This window comes from Bifidobacterium sp. KRGSERBCFTRI (assembly GCF_025908335.1).
In genome coordinates this window covers 1,414,731-1,429,091 of the sequence record NZ_CP109653.1, presented here as the reverse complement: position 1 = coordinate 1,429,091, position 14,361 = coordinate 1,414,731, and the positions used below count along the sequence as shown (strand labels likewise).

12 protein-coding genes are annotated in these 14,361 nt (G+C 60.7%); 9 read left to right on the top strand and 3 right to left on the bottom strand.

Going from position 1 to position 14,361, the window contains the following annotated elements:
• Nucleotides 1-54: 54 nt before the first annotated feature.
• The 7 genes from pyrB to pyrE are packed head-to-tail and all read left to right on the top strand — an operon-like array spanning nt 55 to nt 6,361.
• Nucleotides 55-1,017: an aspartate carbamoyltransferase gene (pyrB, locus tag OGI63_RS06125; protein WP_171024943.1), complete on the top strand. Its 963-nt coding sequence runs from the start codon at nt 55-57 to the stop codon at nt 1,015-1,017.
• Entirely contained in the window at nt 1,017-1,436 is a 420-nt protein-coding gene (locus OGI63_RS06120; RefSeq protein WP_033499450.1) for an aspartate carbamoyltransferase regulatory subunit, read from the top strand. Before pyrB ends, OGI63_RS06120 begins: the two co-directional genes overlap by 1 nt.
• Nucleotides 1,437-1,440: 4 nt before the next feature.
• The gene (locus OGI63_RS06115; RefSeq protein WP_011743301.1) at nt 1,441-2,859 is read left to right on the top strand and encodes a dihydroorotase; all 1,419 of its coding nucleotides are present in this window, start codon (nt 1,441-1,443) and stop codon (nt 2,857-2,859) included.
• Complete coding sequence (pyrF, locus tag OGI63_RS06110; RefSeq protein ID WP_011743302.1) at nt 2,859-3,821, top strand: orotidine-5'-phosphate decarboxylase; 963 nt, start codon at nt 2,859-2,861, stop codon at nt 3,819-3,821. Before OGI63_RS06115 ends, pyrF begins: the two co-directional genes overlap by 1 nt.
• Before the next feature lie 39 nt (nt 3,822-3,860).
• Nucleotides 3,861-4,679: a dihydroorotate dehydrogenase electron transfer subunit gene (locus tag OGI63_RS06105; RefSeq protein ID WP_011743303.1), complete on the top strand. Its 819-nt coding sequence runs from the start codon at nt 3,861-3,863 to the stop codon at nt 4,677-4,679.
• Nucleotides 4,667-5,629 (top strand): dihydroorotate dehydrogenase, encoded by a 963-nt coding sequence (locus tag OGI63_RS06100; RefSeq protein WP_003809360.1) that lies wholly within the window; start codon nt 4,667-4,669, stop codon nt 5,627-5,629. Before OGI63_RS06105 ends, OGI63_RS06100 begins: the two co-directional genes overlap by 13 nt.
• 36 nt (nt 5,630-5,665) lie before the next feature.
• Nucleotides 5,666-6,361 (top strand): orotate phosphoribosyltransferase, encoded by a 696-nt coding sequence (pyrE, locus tag OGI63_RS06095; RefSeq protein ID WP_011743305.1) that lies wholly within the window; start codon nt 5,666-5,668, stop codon nt 6,359-6,361.
• A 119-nt stretch (nt 6,362-6,480) separates the two neighbouring features.
• Here pyrE and OGI63_RS06090 read toward each other — a convergent pair whose 3' ends face one another.
• Nucleotides 6,481-7,404 carry a LysR family transcriptional regulator gene (locus tag OGI63_RS06090; protein ID WP_264309065.1) on the bottom strand — a complete coding sequence of 308 codons (924 nt, stop codon included), beginning with the start codon at nt 7,402-7,404 and terminating at the stop codon, nt 6,481-6,483.
• A 161-nt stretch (nt 7,405-7,565) separates the two neighbouring features.
• Nucleotides 7,566-8,201, bottom strand: coding sequence for an HAD family hydrolase (locus tag OGI63_RS06085; protein ID WP_021913284.1), 636 nt, complete (start codon nt 8,199-8,201; stop codon nt 7,566-7,568).
• A 274-nt stretch (nt 8,202-8,475) separates the two neighbouring features.
• On the opposite strand from OGI63_RS06085, the gene OGI63_RS06080 reads away from it, so the two are divergent.
• Both OGI63_RS06080 and OGI63_RS06075 read left to right on the top strand, forming a co-directional pair.
• Nucleotides 8,476-9,177, top strand: coding sequence for an ABC transporter ATP-binding protein (locus OGI63_RS06080; protein WP_041777299.1), 702 nt, complete (start codon nt 8,476-8,478; stop codon nt 9,175-9,177).
• Nucleotides 9,171-12,467 (top strand): ABC transporter permease, encoded by a 3,297-nt coding sequence (locus OGI63_RS06075; RefSeq protein WP_041777300.1) that lies wholly within the window; start codon nt 9,171-9,173, stop codon nt 12,465-12,467. The genes OGI63_RS06080 and OGI63_RS06075 overlap by 7 nt, the downstream gene beginning before the upstream one ends.
• A 15-nt stretch (nt 12,468-12,482) precedes the next feature.
• On the opposite strand, the gene OGI63_RS06070 is transcribed toward OGI63_RS06075, so the two are convergent.
• The gene (locus OGI63_RS06070) at nt 12,483-14,258 is read right to left on the bottom strand and encodes a bifunctional ADP-dependent NAD(P)H-hydrate dehydratase/NAD(P)H-hydrate epimerase (protein ID WP_011743160.1); all 1,776 of its coding nucleotides are present in this window, start codon (nt 14,256-14,258) and stop codon (nt 12,483-12,485) included.
• Nucleotides 14,259-14,361 lie beyond the last annotated feature (103 nt).

Genomic DNA, 14,361 nt, shown 5'->3' with positions numbered 1-14,361 from the left:
TGCATGAAAGGTGAGCCGTTGTCCTCAGTACTCGAACCGGCGGTCGAAACGCCGATGGTCGGAAAAAGCGTCATCACTCTCGATGATCTTTCCATTCGTCAGATTCAGGAAATGCTGCACAAAGCGCAGTACATCGATTCCCATCGTAAAGAAGTGGCACACACCTGCGAAGGCAGGGTGCTTGCCACTTTGTTTTATGAGCCGAGCACGCGCACGCGTCTGAGTTTCGAAACCGCCATGCTGCGCCTCGGCGGCAAGGTGATCGGTTTCGCCGGCGCCCAGCTCGCCTCCGTCACCAAGGGCGAGACGATCGCCGACACGTTGAAGACGGTGTCCAACTACGTCGACGTGGTGGCCATCCGCCATCCGAAGGAAGGCGCCGCGCTGGTCGCATCCCGCGCCGCCTCCGTGCCGGTCATCAACGCGGGCGACGGCGGACACATGCATCCGACGCAGACGCTCGCCGACCTGGCCACGCTTCAATCGCGCTTCGGCCGTGTCACCAACCTGACCGTCGGCCTGTGCGGCGATCTGACCTTCGGCCGCACCGTGCACTCCCTGATCGAAACACTGTGCCGCTTCGGCAACGTCAACTTCGTGCTCATCAGCCCCGACGAGCTCAAGACCCCGCAGTACGTGCTTGACCGCATCAACGCCACCGAATCCTGCTCCTACACCGAAGTCAAGGATCTGGTCTCCGTCATCGGCGATCTTGACGTGCTGTACATGACCCGCGTGCAGAAAGAACGTTTCTTCAACGAGGACGATTATCTGCGTCTGCGCGACACCTACATCCTCGACGAAGCCAAGATGGCGTACGCCAAGAAGGACATGGCCGTGCTGCACCCGCTGCCGCGCGTCAACGAAATCGCCGTGGAAGTTGACGACGATCCGCGTGCAGCCTACTTCGAACAGGTCAAGAACGGTATGCTCATGCGCATGGCATTGGAAAGCTCGGTGGTCGGTGACGAACTGCCGGGATACGAACCGCTCGCAGCCAAGGAGGTTGAAGCCTGATGGAAGTCACCAGCATTCAGAACGGCATCATCATCGATCACGTGCCCGCCGGAACCGCGCTCAAGGTACTTGAGTATCTGAAGATCGACCCGTCCAAAACCAAACTCGCGTTGATCATGAACGCCGACAGCCACATGTACGGCACGAAGGACATCATCAAAATCGAGGATGAGACCGAATCCATCGACCTCGACGTGCTCGGCCTCGTGGCGCGCACCGCGACCGTCGGCATCGTCCGCGGCGGCAAAATCGTCGAAAAGAAGAAGCCGACCCTGCCGGAACATGTCGTCAACATCATCAAATGCGTGAACCCGCGCTGCGTCACCACCACCGAGCCTGCGGTGCAGATGTTCCATCTGGTGCATTCCGACCGTCAGGAATACCGTTGCGACTACTGCGACGAGGAAGCGAAGTTCTGAAATCATGACCCTCACCCTTCACGACATCAAGGTCTGGAACACCGGCGAAGTCATTGACCTCGTCGTCCCCTCCGACACGGACGCGTCCGTGGACGCCTCGGCGATGACCATCGCCCCCGGATTCGAAGACCCGCACGTGCATTTCCGCGATCCCGGACAGACCTACAAGGAGTCCATGATCTCCGGCTGCGCGGCGGCGGCATCCGGCGGATACACGAACGTGCTCATCATGCCAAACACCGTGCCGGCCATGGATGGCGTGAAGGTGGAGGCCGGCCAGCCGGGCGCCTCCGAAGTGCTCGACGCCGAATACGACACGGTCATCGATTACCTGCAGCATTACGAGGCCGCTCATGGCGTGAAACTGCCGGTGCGCTACGACCTATGCGTATGCGCCTCAAAGGGGCGTGCCGGCCATGAGGCCACCGAAGTGGCCGACTGGATCGGCTACCTGCCCGAACATGGCGACGAGCATAAGGACGCCTACCAGCTGGCGCATCCGGTGACCGCCATCAGCGATGACGGTTCCGCGGTGACCCCCAGCATTCTCGAACAGGTGTTCGAAAACGTCAAGGAGTCGGGACTGTACCTCATCGAGCATTGCGAACACCACGACACCGGCGCGGTCAATGACGGTCCGGTGTCCCGCAAGCTTGGCGTTCCAGGCATTCCGGAGGACACGGAACTCAAAATCGTCGAACGCGACATTGACATGTCCCGCAAAACCGGCGTGCACGTGCACTTCCAGCACGTCAGCACCGCGATCTCCTTCGACGCCATCCGCAAAGCCAAGGCCGAAGGACTTCCGATCACCTGCGAGACCGCGCCGCATTACATCGCATTGAACGACGAGGCGCTGCTTAAGTACGGCACTTTGGCCAAAATGAACCCGCCGCTGCGCTCCGAAGCGGACCGCCAGGCCACCATCGCAGCCGTCGCCGACGGCACGGTCGATTTGTTGGCCACCGACCATGCGCCCCACACCATGGAAGAGAAGGAACTCGGCTTCCTCGACGCGCCCAACGGCATCATCGGGCTGGAATGCGCATACGGCGTCTGCCACAAGATACTTGTCGACGGCGGATTCATTTCCGACGAACGTCTCATCGAACTCATGTCCACCGGTCCGGCCGAACTCATGGGCCACGACAAAACGGACATCACGGCGGTACTCGACGACTACGCCGACGCCGTGCCGGGAGACGACGACACCAAGCGCGTGCTTGATCTGGGCCGCGTGCCCGAAAGCGACCAGGTGGATCTCGTGGTGCTGAACACCGGAGAGGAATGGACCGTCGACCCGGAGAAGTTCCACTCCTCGGCACGTAACACCCCATTCGGCGGATGGCAGGTCACCGGCCGGCCGCTCGCCACCATCATCGGCTCGAAGCTGGCCTTCAGCCGCATCGACAAGGAGGACTGATGGACCGTCTGATCGAAGCCATCGAAGACAAGCAGAATCCAAGCGTCGTGGGACTCGACCCCACCGAAGCGCTGGTGCCGAATCAGGTCGTGGCCAGCTTCGCCGAGGAAATCGCCGAACAGGTGGAGGATCCGACGGAAGCGCCGGCAGCCCAACTGTCCGTCGCCTTCTTCGAATTCAACCGCGCCATCATCGACGCAGTAGCCGACATCGTCCCGGCCGTCAAACCGCAGATCGCCATGTATGAGGCGCTCGGACCAGCCGGCATCGACGCCTACAGCATGACCTGCGAATACGCCAAACAGCAGGGACTGTACGTCCTCGGCGACGTCAAGCGCGGCGACATCGGCTCCACCGCAGCCGCCTACGCCCACCATCTGAGCGGTGTGAACGCGGGGGAGCACGCTTTCGACCCGTGGCATGAGGACGCGGTCACCGTGAACCCCTACCTCGGCACCGACGGCATCACCCCGTTCGTCGAAGCCGCCACTGGTGCCGACAAGGACATCTTCGTACTGGTACGCACCTCCAATCCATCCAGCAGCGAACTGCAGGAACTCGAACTCGCCTCAGGCGAGCGCGTGTACGAGCATGTCGCCGACCTCGTGGAAGGCTGGGGAGCCGAAACCATCGGCGCGAACGGGTATTCCCGTGTCGGCGCGGTGGTCGGAGCCACCCATCCCGAGGAAGGCAAGGCGTTGCGGGCGCGCATGCCGCACACGTTCTTCCTGGTCCCCGGTTACGGCGCGCAGGGCGGTACCGCCCAAGGCGTGGCCGGCATGTTCGACAAAGACGGCATGGGCGCGCTCGTCAATTCGTCGCGTGGCATCATCGGAGCCTGGAAGAAGTCCAGCAAATACAGCGAATCCATGAGCGCAGACGATGCGCTTGACTTGGTCGCCGAATCGGCGCGCGAGGCCGCGAAGGACATGCGCGACAATCTGCGCGCGGTACTGCCGTAAGCTACCAGAACAATCGAACGAAACACAGGAAAGGGAGTCATGACCGCCGCAGCAACGTTCATGCCGACCGTCGGCCAGGCGAGGGAAGCGGGATTCTTCCCCAGCAGGCACACGGTCGAAATCGTCGACAACCGCATGCTGGCCGATGGCGTGTACCGATTGACATTCCGCGACGAATTCATCGCGGGACATGCCAAGCCGGCGCAGTTCGTCGACGTGTATTCCAACAATCCGAGCAGACTGATGCCCCGCCCGTTCGGCGTGGCAGAAGTGGATGGCGATGAGGTGAGCCTTATCTTCGCCGTCGTCGGCAAAGGCACCGCCGAATTCTCCGAATTGCGTGCGGGCGACACCATTCGGGTGATGGGTCCTCTCGGCAACTCCTTCAACACCAAGGAGAACGCGAACTACGTGCTGGTGGCCGGCGGTCTCGGCGTGCCGCCGCTGGTGCGCGCCGCGCAGGCCATCGCCGAATCGGAGGGGTCGACGAGCACCGCGGTGTTCGGATACCGCAACGTGCGTTTCGGAGACGGATACGTCGGCCGGTACGCGGACAAGACATACAGCATCGACGAATCCGAAGGCAATGTCGTAACGCTCCTTGACCGTATTGAAAATGAACTGGTGAACGGCGAGCTGAAGCCGGTCATCCTCTCATGCGGGCCGTTGCCGATGATGAAGGCCGTCGCCGCATGGGCGGCGAAACGCGGCATCGAGGCACAGCTGAGCTTGGAACAGCGCATGGGCTGCGGATACGGCACATGCGTGCTGTGCACCGTCGACACCGCCGAAGGACGATTGAAGGTCTGCTCGGACGGACCTGTGTTCACCCGCGAACAATTGGGATGGGGGGAGTGAGCATGACCGCAGAACAACATGCGAACCTGTACGAACAGCACGAATGGAAGCATCCCACCCAGGTGGCTGGTATCCCGTGGAAGAATCCGGTGGCGACCGCTTCCGGCACGTTCCAATATGCTGCCGTGCGCTGGTTCTATGACGTGAGCCAGCTGGGCGCCGTCACCACTAAAGGCGTGTCTCCGGTGCCATGGGAAGGCAATCCTGGCATCCGTACTGCGGAAGGCCCCTCCAGCAACATCAACGCCGTCGGCCTGCAGAATCCCGGCGTGGACCATTACCTTGAGGACGATCTGCCGAAACTCAAGGCCATCAACGCCACCGTCATCGCCAACGTCGCCGGACACTGCGACGACGACTACGCGGAAGTCGTGTCCAAGCTCGACGATTCCCCGGCCGACATGCTGGAAATCAACGTGAGCTGTCCGAACGTGTCCGCAGGCGGCATGAGCGTCGGCACCGACCCGGTGGCTTTGAGCCGCCTCATCACCAGACTGCGCAAGCTCACCGACAAGAAGATGATCGTCAAACTCACCCCGAACGTCACCGACATCACCGTGCCGGCACGAGCCGCGGTGGAAAGCGGAGCCGACGCATTGAGCCTGATCAACACGCTGCTCGGCATGCGCATCAACATCCGCACCGGCGAGCCGGTCATCACGCACGTCACCGGCGGCGTGTCCGGCCCGGCCGTCCTGCCGGTCGGACTGGCCGCGGTATGGCGCGTGCGCGCCGCATTGCCAGAAATACCGATCATCGGCATCGGAGGCATCGACTCCGGCGAGACCGCGCTCGAATACCTGTATGCCGGCGCCAACGCCGTCGAAGTCGGCGCGGCCGCATTGTTCGAGCCGACCGCGCCGCTGCGCGTGGCCCGCGAACTCGACGATCTGCTCGACGAACGTCCCGAACTCGCCGACAAGCTCGCCAAAGGCGAGACCTGGCGCTGAAATTTCGTAATCGATCAATGTAAGGAGAACAAGCAAATGACCGCATCGCTCGACCATCGTTTCACCGAGTTCCTGCTGGAATCGCAGGCGTTGAAATTCGGCGAGTTCACATTGAAGTCCGGCCGCAAGTCGCCGTACTTCATCAACGCCGGCGCATTCAACGACGGACGCAAGATCGCCCGTCTCGGCGCGTTCTACGCCGAGAAGATTGTCGAGGAGATCGAGGCGGGCAACCTGCCCAAGGATGTCGACACCGTGTTCGGCCCTGCCTACAAGGGCATCCCGCTGGGCGTGTCCACCGCCATCGCGCTGACGTCCGCCCATGGCATGGAGGTCGGCTACACCTTCGACCGCAAGGAGAAGAAGGACCATGGCGACGGCGGCATGATGGTCGGCACGCAGCTTGCGGACGGCATGAAGGTCCTGCTCGTCGACGACGTGATGACCGCCGGCACCGCTGTGCGCGAGGTCATCCCGAAGCTCAAGGCCGAGGCGAACGTCGAGGTCATCGGCCTGGTACTGAGCGTGGACCGCATGGAGAAGACCAAGGATTCCGACACGTCCGCGGTGAAGGCCGTCGAAGCCGAATTCGGCTTCCCGGTGTTCGCCATCGCCAACGTGAAGGAGATCTTCGAAGCCGGCCAGCGCATCCAGAACGCCGACGGCACCCCGTACGTCACACCGGAGATCAAGGCCGCCGCCGACGCGTACCTGGAACAGTACGGCGCCTGACTGCGGCGTTCGCGCTGAACCGCGCTCATCGGCTGTTATAATCTCGGATATGACAGAAAGGCACTGTGCTGCTTTCGGGCAGTACAGTGCCTTTTCGTTGTGGTTCCTCTGTTCCGGGGTCAGTCGATGAGCGTGTAGCCGTGGCTGGCGACCACCGACTTGAGCTTCTCCAAGTACGTTTCGGCGGCCTTGGACAGCTTCGCGCGCTCATTGGTGATCCATCCGACAAGCATCGTCTCATCGGTGTCGAGCGGCACGGTGACGATCTTCTCGTTGTTGAGATCGCCGTTGTCGATGCCGGTGCATACCGTGTAGCCGTTCAGGCCGATGATGAAGTTCAGAATCGTGGCGCGGTCGGTCACGTTGATCTGCTTGGGGGAGTACTCCGGCCAGACGGCCTCCTCCGCGAAGAAGAAGCTGCCTTCCTCGCCCTGCTCGTATTGGATGAACGGGAACGGCTTCAGATCGTCCATGGTGACCTTCTTCTTGCCGGCCAGCGGATTGTCGCGCGAGATGAACACGTGCAACGGCGCGCGGAACAGCGGATGGAACTCGAGATGCTTCTCGCGCAGCAGCTTGCCGATCACGTCCTTGTTGAAGTCGGACAGGTAGATGATGCCGATCTCCGAAAGCATGTTCGCCACCTGGTTGATGATGTCCTTCGTGCGGGTCTCGCGGATGGTGGACTCGTATTCGTCGGACTTGGTGGACTCGATCATCTCCACGAACGCCTCCACGGCGAACATGTAATGCTGCGTGGACACGGAGCACAGCTGTTTGCGGGGTTTCGCGTTCTTGTACCGTTCCTCCAGCAGCGACGCCTGATCGAGGACCTGACGCGCGTAGGTGAGGAATTCCGCGCCGTCCACGGTCAACGCGATGCCTTGGGAGGAACGGGTGAAGATCTCGATGCCGAGCTCGTTCTCAAGCTCCTTCACCGAGGAGCTCAACGCGGGCTGGGATACGTACAGCTCGTGCGAGGCCTCGTTCATGGAGCCGCATTCCACTATTTTGACGATGTATTTCAGCTGAAGGAGGGTCATAACGCCCATTTATACCAGCGTCGCTTTACGAAACGACGATTTATAGCGCTTCGTTTTGCATAGTGGACACGCGGTCGGTGGATGTGCGGCCTACAGCGGACGATGATATGGGCGCATGGCCGAGGCCCGTTCCGCGGGACGCAGGCGCACGTCCGCCGCGCTCACACGCGCACGCCCAAGGATTCCAGGTCCCTGCGCGCCTGGTCGGCGTCGACGAAACGGAAGGCGTGCATGCCGGCCGACCGCGCCCCGGCGACGTTCTTCGCGGTGTCGTCGAGGAACACGCTGCTCTCGGGGCTTAGGCCGAAACGGCTCATCGCCAGTTCGTAGATGTCGGCGTTCGGCTTGTGCATCTTCTCCACGCCGGAGACGACGGTGCCCTGCAGCAGTTCGGCAAGCTGCGGGAACTTCTCGAATGCGAAATGGAACGTCTCATGGGACCAATTCGTCAATCCCCACACGCCATAGCCGGCCGCCTTCAGATCGCGCAGCAGCCGCTCCATGCCGGGCAGCATGCGTGGCAGCGCGTCGTCGTAATGCGCGATGTAATAACGGAAGATCCCGGCGACGCGTTCTCCCTGCTCGGCCACCACATCGGGCCATATCGAATCGAAGTCCTCCCCGGCGTCCATACGGTCCTCGTATCCGAAGAAGCCGCAGGGGTCGTCGTCGGCGCAGATGCGGTCGACGGTCGCGTCGTCGAATCTGCCTTCAAGACATGCCCGTGTCCGCCAATCCAGCAACACTCCGCAGAAATCGAAAACGACGTCGGTGATGGTCGGAACTGCAACGGTCATCGGGAAACCCTTCTTGTAGCGTGCGTCTGTCTTCCGCCAGTGTACCGTACCCATGTTCGTGAAGGACGTTTTCGTCTTCGCATGCGGCGTTTCCTGAAAGTCATTGGGGCGGAAAGGCTCGCTTGGGTTTTGAAAAAGGCTAATCTAGACGTTTTCGGCGATTGTGATGATTGTCATGCCGACCATTTCGAACATACAATCAATCCGAAATTAAATCAACATGTTGTCTGAATAGACGGGTGTCCTAGTGGAAAGCATTAGGAAGGGGCCGACGATGGCATATATCGAAATGGTGCACAGCTTCAAGCGCTACCATATGGGCGACATCACAATCACCGCCAACAACGATGTGAGTTTCGGCATCGAACGCGGCGAGCTTGCGATCATTCTGGGATCATCCGGAGCCGGCAAATCGACGGTGCTCAACATCCTGGGCGGCATGGACACGAATTCCGAAGGCAAGGTCATCATCGACGGCGTCGACATCTCGGACTTCGACGCGAAGCAACTGACCGATTACCGGCGCAACAACATCGGATTCGTATTCCAGTTCTACAATCTGGTGGCCAACCTCACCGCCAAGGAGAACGTGGAACTCGCCTCCGAACTCGTCAAGAACGTGGCCGATCCAGTGCAGACGCTGGTCGATGTGGGACTTGGCGACCGCATCGACAATTTCCCCGCGCAGCTTTCCGGCGGCGAGCAGCAGCGCGTGGCCATCGCGAGAGCCGTGGCGAAGAACCCGAAGATCCTGCTATGCGACGAACCGACCGGCGCGCTCGACTACCATACCGGCAAGCAGGTGCTCCGCATCCTGCAGGACATGAGCCGCAAACGCGGGGCGACGGTGGTGATCGTGACGCACAACTCCGCGATCGCCCCCATCGCGGACAGGGTGATCCGCATGCACGACGCCCGCGTCAAATCAATCGAAACCAACGAGCATCCGATGGACATCGAGGAGCTGGAATGGTGAAACGCATGCTGTGGAAGGACATCCGGCAAACACTGTCCAAGTCGAAAGGCCGGGTCGTGTCCATCGTATGCCTCATGGCGCTTGGCTCATTCGCGCTGGTGGGACTGAAGGTCACCGGGCCGGACATGCAGGCGACCGCCGCCGACTTCTACGGGCGTAACAACCTCGCCGACATCACCGTGGTCTCCAACTACGGCATCTCCAAAGACGACGAGAGGATCATCGGCAAGGCCGACGGCATCAAGGAAGTCGAATACGGGTACTTCAAGGACGTGGTCATCTCCGGCACCGACAGGAGCATGCGCATCTATTCCAAACCCGATGCCGTCTCCACCTATGACGTGACGGAAGGACGACTGCCGAAGCGGACCGGCGAAATCGCGTTGGACATGAAAGAACGCGACAGATTCGCCGTCGGCAGCACCTTGAACGTTACCGAGAAAACGGACATCGCAGGCGGCACCGTGCTACGCCACCACAAATTCACCGTCGTCGGTTTCGTCCGGGCCAGCGAGACTCTGTCCTGCCTCAACATGGGACAATCCACGGCCGGCGGCGGCGAGCTCAAAGGCTATGCCGTGGCCGTTCCGGGAGAGTTCGATTCCGACGTGAAGATGATCGCCCGGGCGACCTACGAAGACACCGAGGGATTGGACTACTGGAGCGCCGAATACCGCGATGCCGTGCAGAAGCATAAGGATCAGCTCGTGACGTTGCTCGCGAACCAGCCAAAAGCCCGCGAAGCGACGATACGCAGCCAACAGCGCAAGAAAATCGACGAGGCCAAGGACAAAGTCAAAACATCCAAACAGCAGCTTGCCGACGCGCAACGGCAGCTGGACGATGCCAAACAGCAGATCGACAACGCCAAGGACCAGTTGAGCGAAGGCAGCGCCGAGGCAGTGGAGGAAGGGTCGGCGGCCGCGGCCCAGCTGGCCACGGCGCAAGCGCAACTGGCCTCGGCCAACGCGTCGGTCGCCTCCGGACAGACGCAACTGCAGGCGGCACAGACGCAACTGGCTCAAGGACAGAACCAGCTCTCCGATTCATGGAACCAGCTGGCGAACGGCAAAACGCAGCTGGACGCGGCGCGAGAACAACTCGAAACAAGCAAAACCGTGCTCGACAAAGTCGGCGCGACGCTCGGCAAATGGGAACAGACCGGCATCACCGGCAAACTCTACGAACAAATACGCGGCAAATACGACATGGCGATCAACCAGTACAACGAAGCCTGCGCCGAATACAACAGACAGCTGAACGCCTACAATGCGGGACTGCAACAATACCAGAACGCCGTAGCGCGGCTCGACCAAGGCTCGCAGGCGTATCGGAGCAATGCGGACAATCTCGCACAGGCATCCAAACAGATGGCCGAAAAACAAAACGAGCTCGGCAAAGCGGTGTCGCAGGCCGGCAAGCAAGTCGCAGACGGCGTCACGCAGCTTATCCAAGGCCAGAGGGACATCGACAAGGCCGAAACGGAATACCAGAGCAAACTCGCCGAATTCAACGCGCAGAAGCCCGAAGCCGAACGCAAGATATCCGAAGCCGAACGGCAGATAACCCTCGCCGAGGAGAAGATCGACAATCTCACAGTCCCGGCCTATTCCGTCAGCGGCCGCCGCGAAGGCCCGACCTCGCAAGGCTACCGCGTGTACATGGTCATCGAAGGCATCGTGGCGAAACTGGCGGACATCTTCCCGATCTTCCTCTACTTCGTCGCGGCGCTCGTCACCTTCAGCACCATGGGACGCATGGTGGACGAGGAACGCACCAATTCCGGAACGTTGAAGGCGCTCGGCTACGGCAACGCGGATGTGATGCTCAAATTCACCGTATACGGATTCGCCGCATCCACCCTGGGCACATGCATCGGCGTGCTCGCCGGCCACACGCTGCTGCCGCTTATCGTCGCCCACGCATACAGCGCGGGATTCACCATGCCGGACATCATGCTCAAATTCCACCCCTGGATCACCATGGCCGCATTCGCACTTGCATGGATAAGCGCCGTCGTGCCGTCATGGCTGGCCGCGTCCAAGGAACTGCGCGAAAAACCGGCGAGCCTACTGCTGCCCAAGCCGCCGGCCAAAGGCTCGAAAATTCTTTTGGAACATTTCCCACCACTATGGAACCGTCTGAATTTCACACACAAAGTGACCGCCCGTAACATCTTCCGATACAAAACACGCATGTTCATGACGATCTTCGGCGTATGCGGAGCGGTATTCCTGCTGACGGCCGGCCTCGCCGTCCAATCCTCGATCGGACAGATAGGAAACCGACAGTTCGAGGAACTCATCCACTACGACCTGATCGTCGCCGAGGAATCCGACACCAACAGCGCGCAACGCGAGGAAATCGCCACGACGCTGAAGGGCAAAACCGTCCAATCCTCGACAGCGGTGCGCTACGAGGAACTGTCGAAAACCGCAGGCAAGGAGAACGATAAGCAGTCGATCACCCTGCTGGCCATCGACGACGCATACAACTTCAACGAATACCTGACATTACGCGACCGCAAAACACACCAACCACAGATACTGGTCAACAATGGCGCGGTAATCTCCGAACGGCTCGCCGAAATGCTCAACGTCTCGGTCGGCGACACCTTCACGGTAAACGACGAAAACGGCGCGCAACGCACCATCAAAGTCGCCGGCATCAGCGAAATGTACATCGGCCATTTCATATTCATGAACGCGCAATGCTACGAACACGTGTTCGGCGACCAGTACAGCACAAACGCATACATGGTCGGACTGAAAGACCACAGCAACGCCAACACGGAACGCCAAGGCGCCAAATTCATGAAACTGGCCGCCGTGCGCGGCGTCGTGCAGAACACGACGCAGAAGAACATGGTGTCCACAATCGTGGGATCGCTCAACCAGATCATGGAAGTGCTGATTCTCGTGGCCGTGCTGCTGGCCGTGGTGATCCTCTACGACCTGACCAACCTCAACGTGTCGGAACGCATACGCGAGCTATCCACGATCAAAGTGCTCGGCTTCCACACCAGCGAGACCACGATGTACATCTACCGCGAAACGATCCTGCTGTCACTGCTGGGCATACTCGCCGGATACGGCTTCGGAGAATGGCTGCACCGATACATCATCACCGAAGTGCCACCCGACGAAGTCATGTTCGACCTCGCCATCAGCTGGATCGCATTGGCGGCCCCGGCCATCGTCGTGGCCGTGGTACTAGCCGTGCTCGGCTGGATCGTATACCGCCAGCTCGAAACGGTGGACATGCTCGAAGCACTGAAATCAGTGGAATGACCCTCCACGAAACGGTCAGCGGAGCAGCTCGCCAAAAGCCCGGGGAACAGCCGCGACGACATCACCGGCAACAATCGGATGCCCGATCGCGCTCGCCGGAGTCTTGCCCGCATGCCCATACAGATGCGGACGATGCCATCCGCGCTGCTCCGACCCGCTGGCCATCGCGCCGGCAAGCCCATGCATATACGCGGCGGCCGCGGCGACCTCCGGAACCAAAGCCGGATCGTCGGACAGCATGTCGTCCTGCTGCGCCAGCAACGCGCCCAACACGCCGGCCAGCACATCGCCCGAACCGGCGGTGGCCATCCAGGCAGGCGCGCGCCCGGACAGGATGATCCGCGTGTTCCCATCTCCATCAGCTCCAACCACAATGGTGACCGCGCCCTTAAGCAGCACCGTGGCCCCCGTAAGCTCATGCGCGCGCAACGCCGCCCGCAATGGCCGGGCCTCCACCCACTGCCTGGAAACAACATCAGCCATATCGGCATCCAACCGATTCAGCAATGCGGCCAATTCGCCGGCATGCGGAGTGATAACGACCTGCGGCACAACATGGCACGGCAGCAAATCCAACGCGCCGGCATCAACCACAATGGGAGGCATGCCCTCCGCCCGCTCGTTCCGCGAGCCATCGCCATCCTCCAACGCGTAATGATCCAGCAGCGCGGCAATGGTCGCACGCTGCATGTCATCACCGGAAGCAACGTCACCCTCGGCGGGCACGCCGGATCCAACCACCCACGACTGCACCCGGCCCTTGCCCAACACAGCCTCCGGCAACACGGCCAATATCATATCCTGCGCACGCTGCGGCCCCAGATAACGCACCATGCCCACATTCGCGCACGCCGCGGCCCTCGCCGACAACACGGCAGCACCCGGATACCGCGCCGAACCAGTCACCAAACCAACCACCCCACGCGAATACTTGCCATCCGCAAGAGACGGAAGACGAACCGAATCCGCCACAAAATCGCCATCCGTCATCTCGGCAAACGGAACAGCATCATCGACATCGAAACCGAAATCGACCAACGTGATCCGTCCGCAAGCATACGAAGCCGGCGGCACCATCGCACACGGCTTCATCGCACCGAACGTCACCGTCACATCCGCAGGAATATACGGCCCCGGCAACGAACCATCATCAACACCCACACCCGACGGCGCATCGACGGCCACCACCAACGGCAAATCAGCGGAAGGGTCATTGTTCGGCAACGCAGGCTTGTCCGGCAACACGCCATCCATACCCAAAGACGAAGCCAACGTGCCAGCGACACCACGCAACGCGCCGGCCACGCCAATCCCCGTCATAGCATCAAGCACCACATGCGCACCCCGCGCACACTCGACCGCAGCCTGCAGCCGCTCACCAGCCTCACCCGCGGAAAAACCAGACGTGCACCCAGGAATATCAGCCGCCGGATCCAACACCAACACACGCCCACCCGCACGAACAAACTCCCTAAACGCATCCTCATGCAACGAACGGCCAACAGCAACCGCGGTAACCTGCGCACCCTCACGCGCCAACTCAGCCCCCGCATACAAGCCATCGCCACCATTGTCCCCAGCGCCAGCCAACACCGTGACCCGCGCATCCTCAACATCCAAATCCTCATCATCAAGCAACGACAACGTCACACGAGCCACCGCAGAAGCAGCCATACGCATCAACGGCACACCATCATCCAACAAAGGACGCTCCAACTGCCGGACAACATCGGCGGAATAGGAACTATACAACAACGTCTGCAAACGGTCGGCATCATCGGAGACATCCATGGAAAATCCTTCCCCTCGGCGTGGAACCACAAACACCACTTTAGTCGTATATTAAAAACAACAAACAAAAACGGCATGGACGCCAAACAAGAAAACGGAGCGG

Coding starts and splice junctions, on each gene's coding strand:
- pyrE (WP_011743305.1), top strand. CDS start 5,666: ATGACCGCATCGCTCGACCATCGTTTCACCGAGTTCCTGCTGGAATCG.
- pyrF (WP_011743302.1), top strand. CDS start 2,859: ATGGACCGTCTGATCGAAGCCATCGAAGACAAGCAGAATCCAAGCGTC.
- OGI63_RS06115 (WP_011743301.1), top strand. CDS start 1,441: ATGACCCTCACCCTTCACGACATCAAGGTCTGGAACACCGGCGAAGTC.
- OGI63_RS06085 (WP_021913284.1), bottom strand. CDS start 8,201: ATGACCGTTGCAGTTCCGACCATCACCGACGTCGTTTTCGATTTCTGC.
- OGI63_RS06080 (WP_041777299.1), top strand. CDS start 8,476: ATGGCATATATCGAAATGGTGCACAGCTTCAAGCGCTACCATATGGGC.
- OGI63_RS06075 (WP_041777300.1), top strand. CDS start 9,171: ATGGTGAAACGCATGCTGTGGAAGGACATCCGGCAAACACTGTCCAAG.
- OGI63_RS06105 (WP_011743303.1), top strand. CDS start 3,861: ATGACCGCCGCAGCAACGTTCATGCCGACCGTCGGCCAGGCGAGGGAA.
- OGI63_RS06090 (WP_264309065.1), bottom strand. CDS start 7,404: ATGACCCTCCTTCAGCTGAAATACATCGTCAAAATAGTGGAATGCGGC.
- OGI63_RS06070 (WP_011743160.1), bottom strand. CDS start 14,258: ATGGATGTCTCCGATGATGCCGACCGTTTGCAGACGTTGTTGTATAGT.
- pyrB (WP_171024943.1), top strand. CDS start 55: ATGGTCGGAAAAAGCGTCATCACTCTCGATGATCTTTCCATTCGTCAG.
- OGI63_RS06120 (WP_033499450.1), top strand. CDS start 1,017: ATGGAAGTCACCAGCATTCAGAACGGCATCATCATCGATCACGTGCCC.
- OGI63_RS06100 (WP_003809360.1), top strand. CDS start 4,667: ATGGGGGGAGTGAGCATGACCGCAGAACAACATGCGAACCTGTACGAA.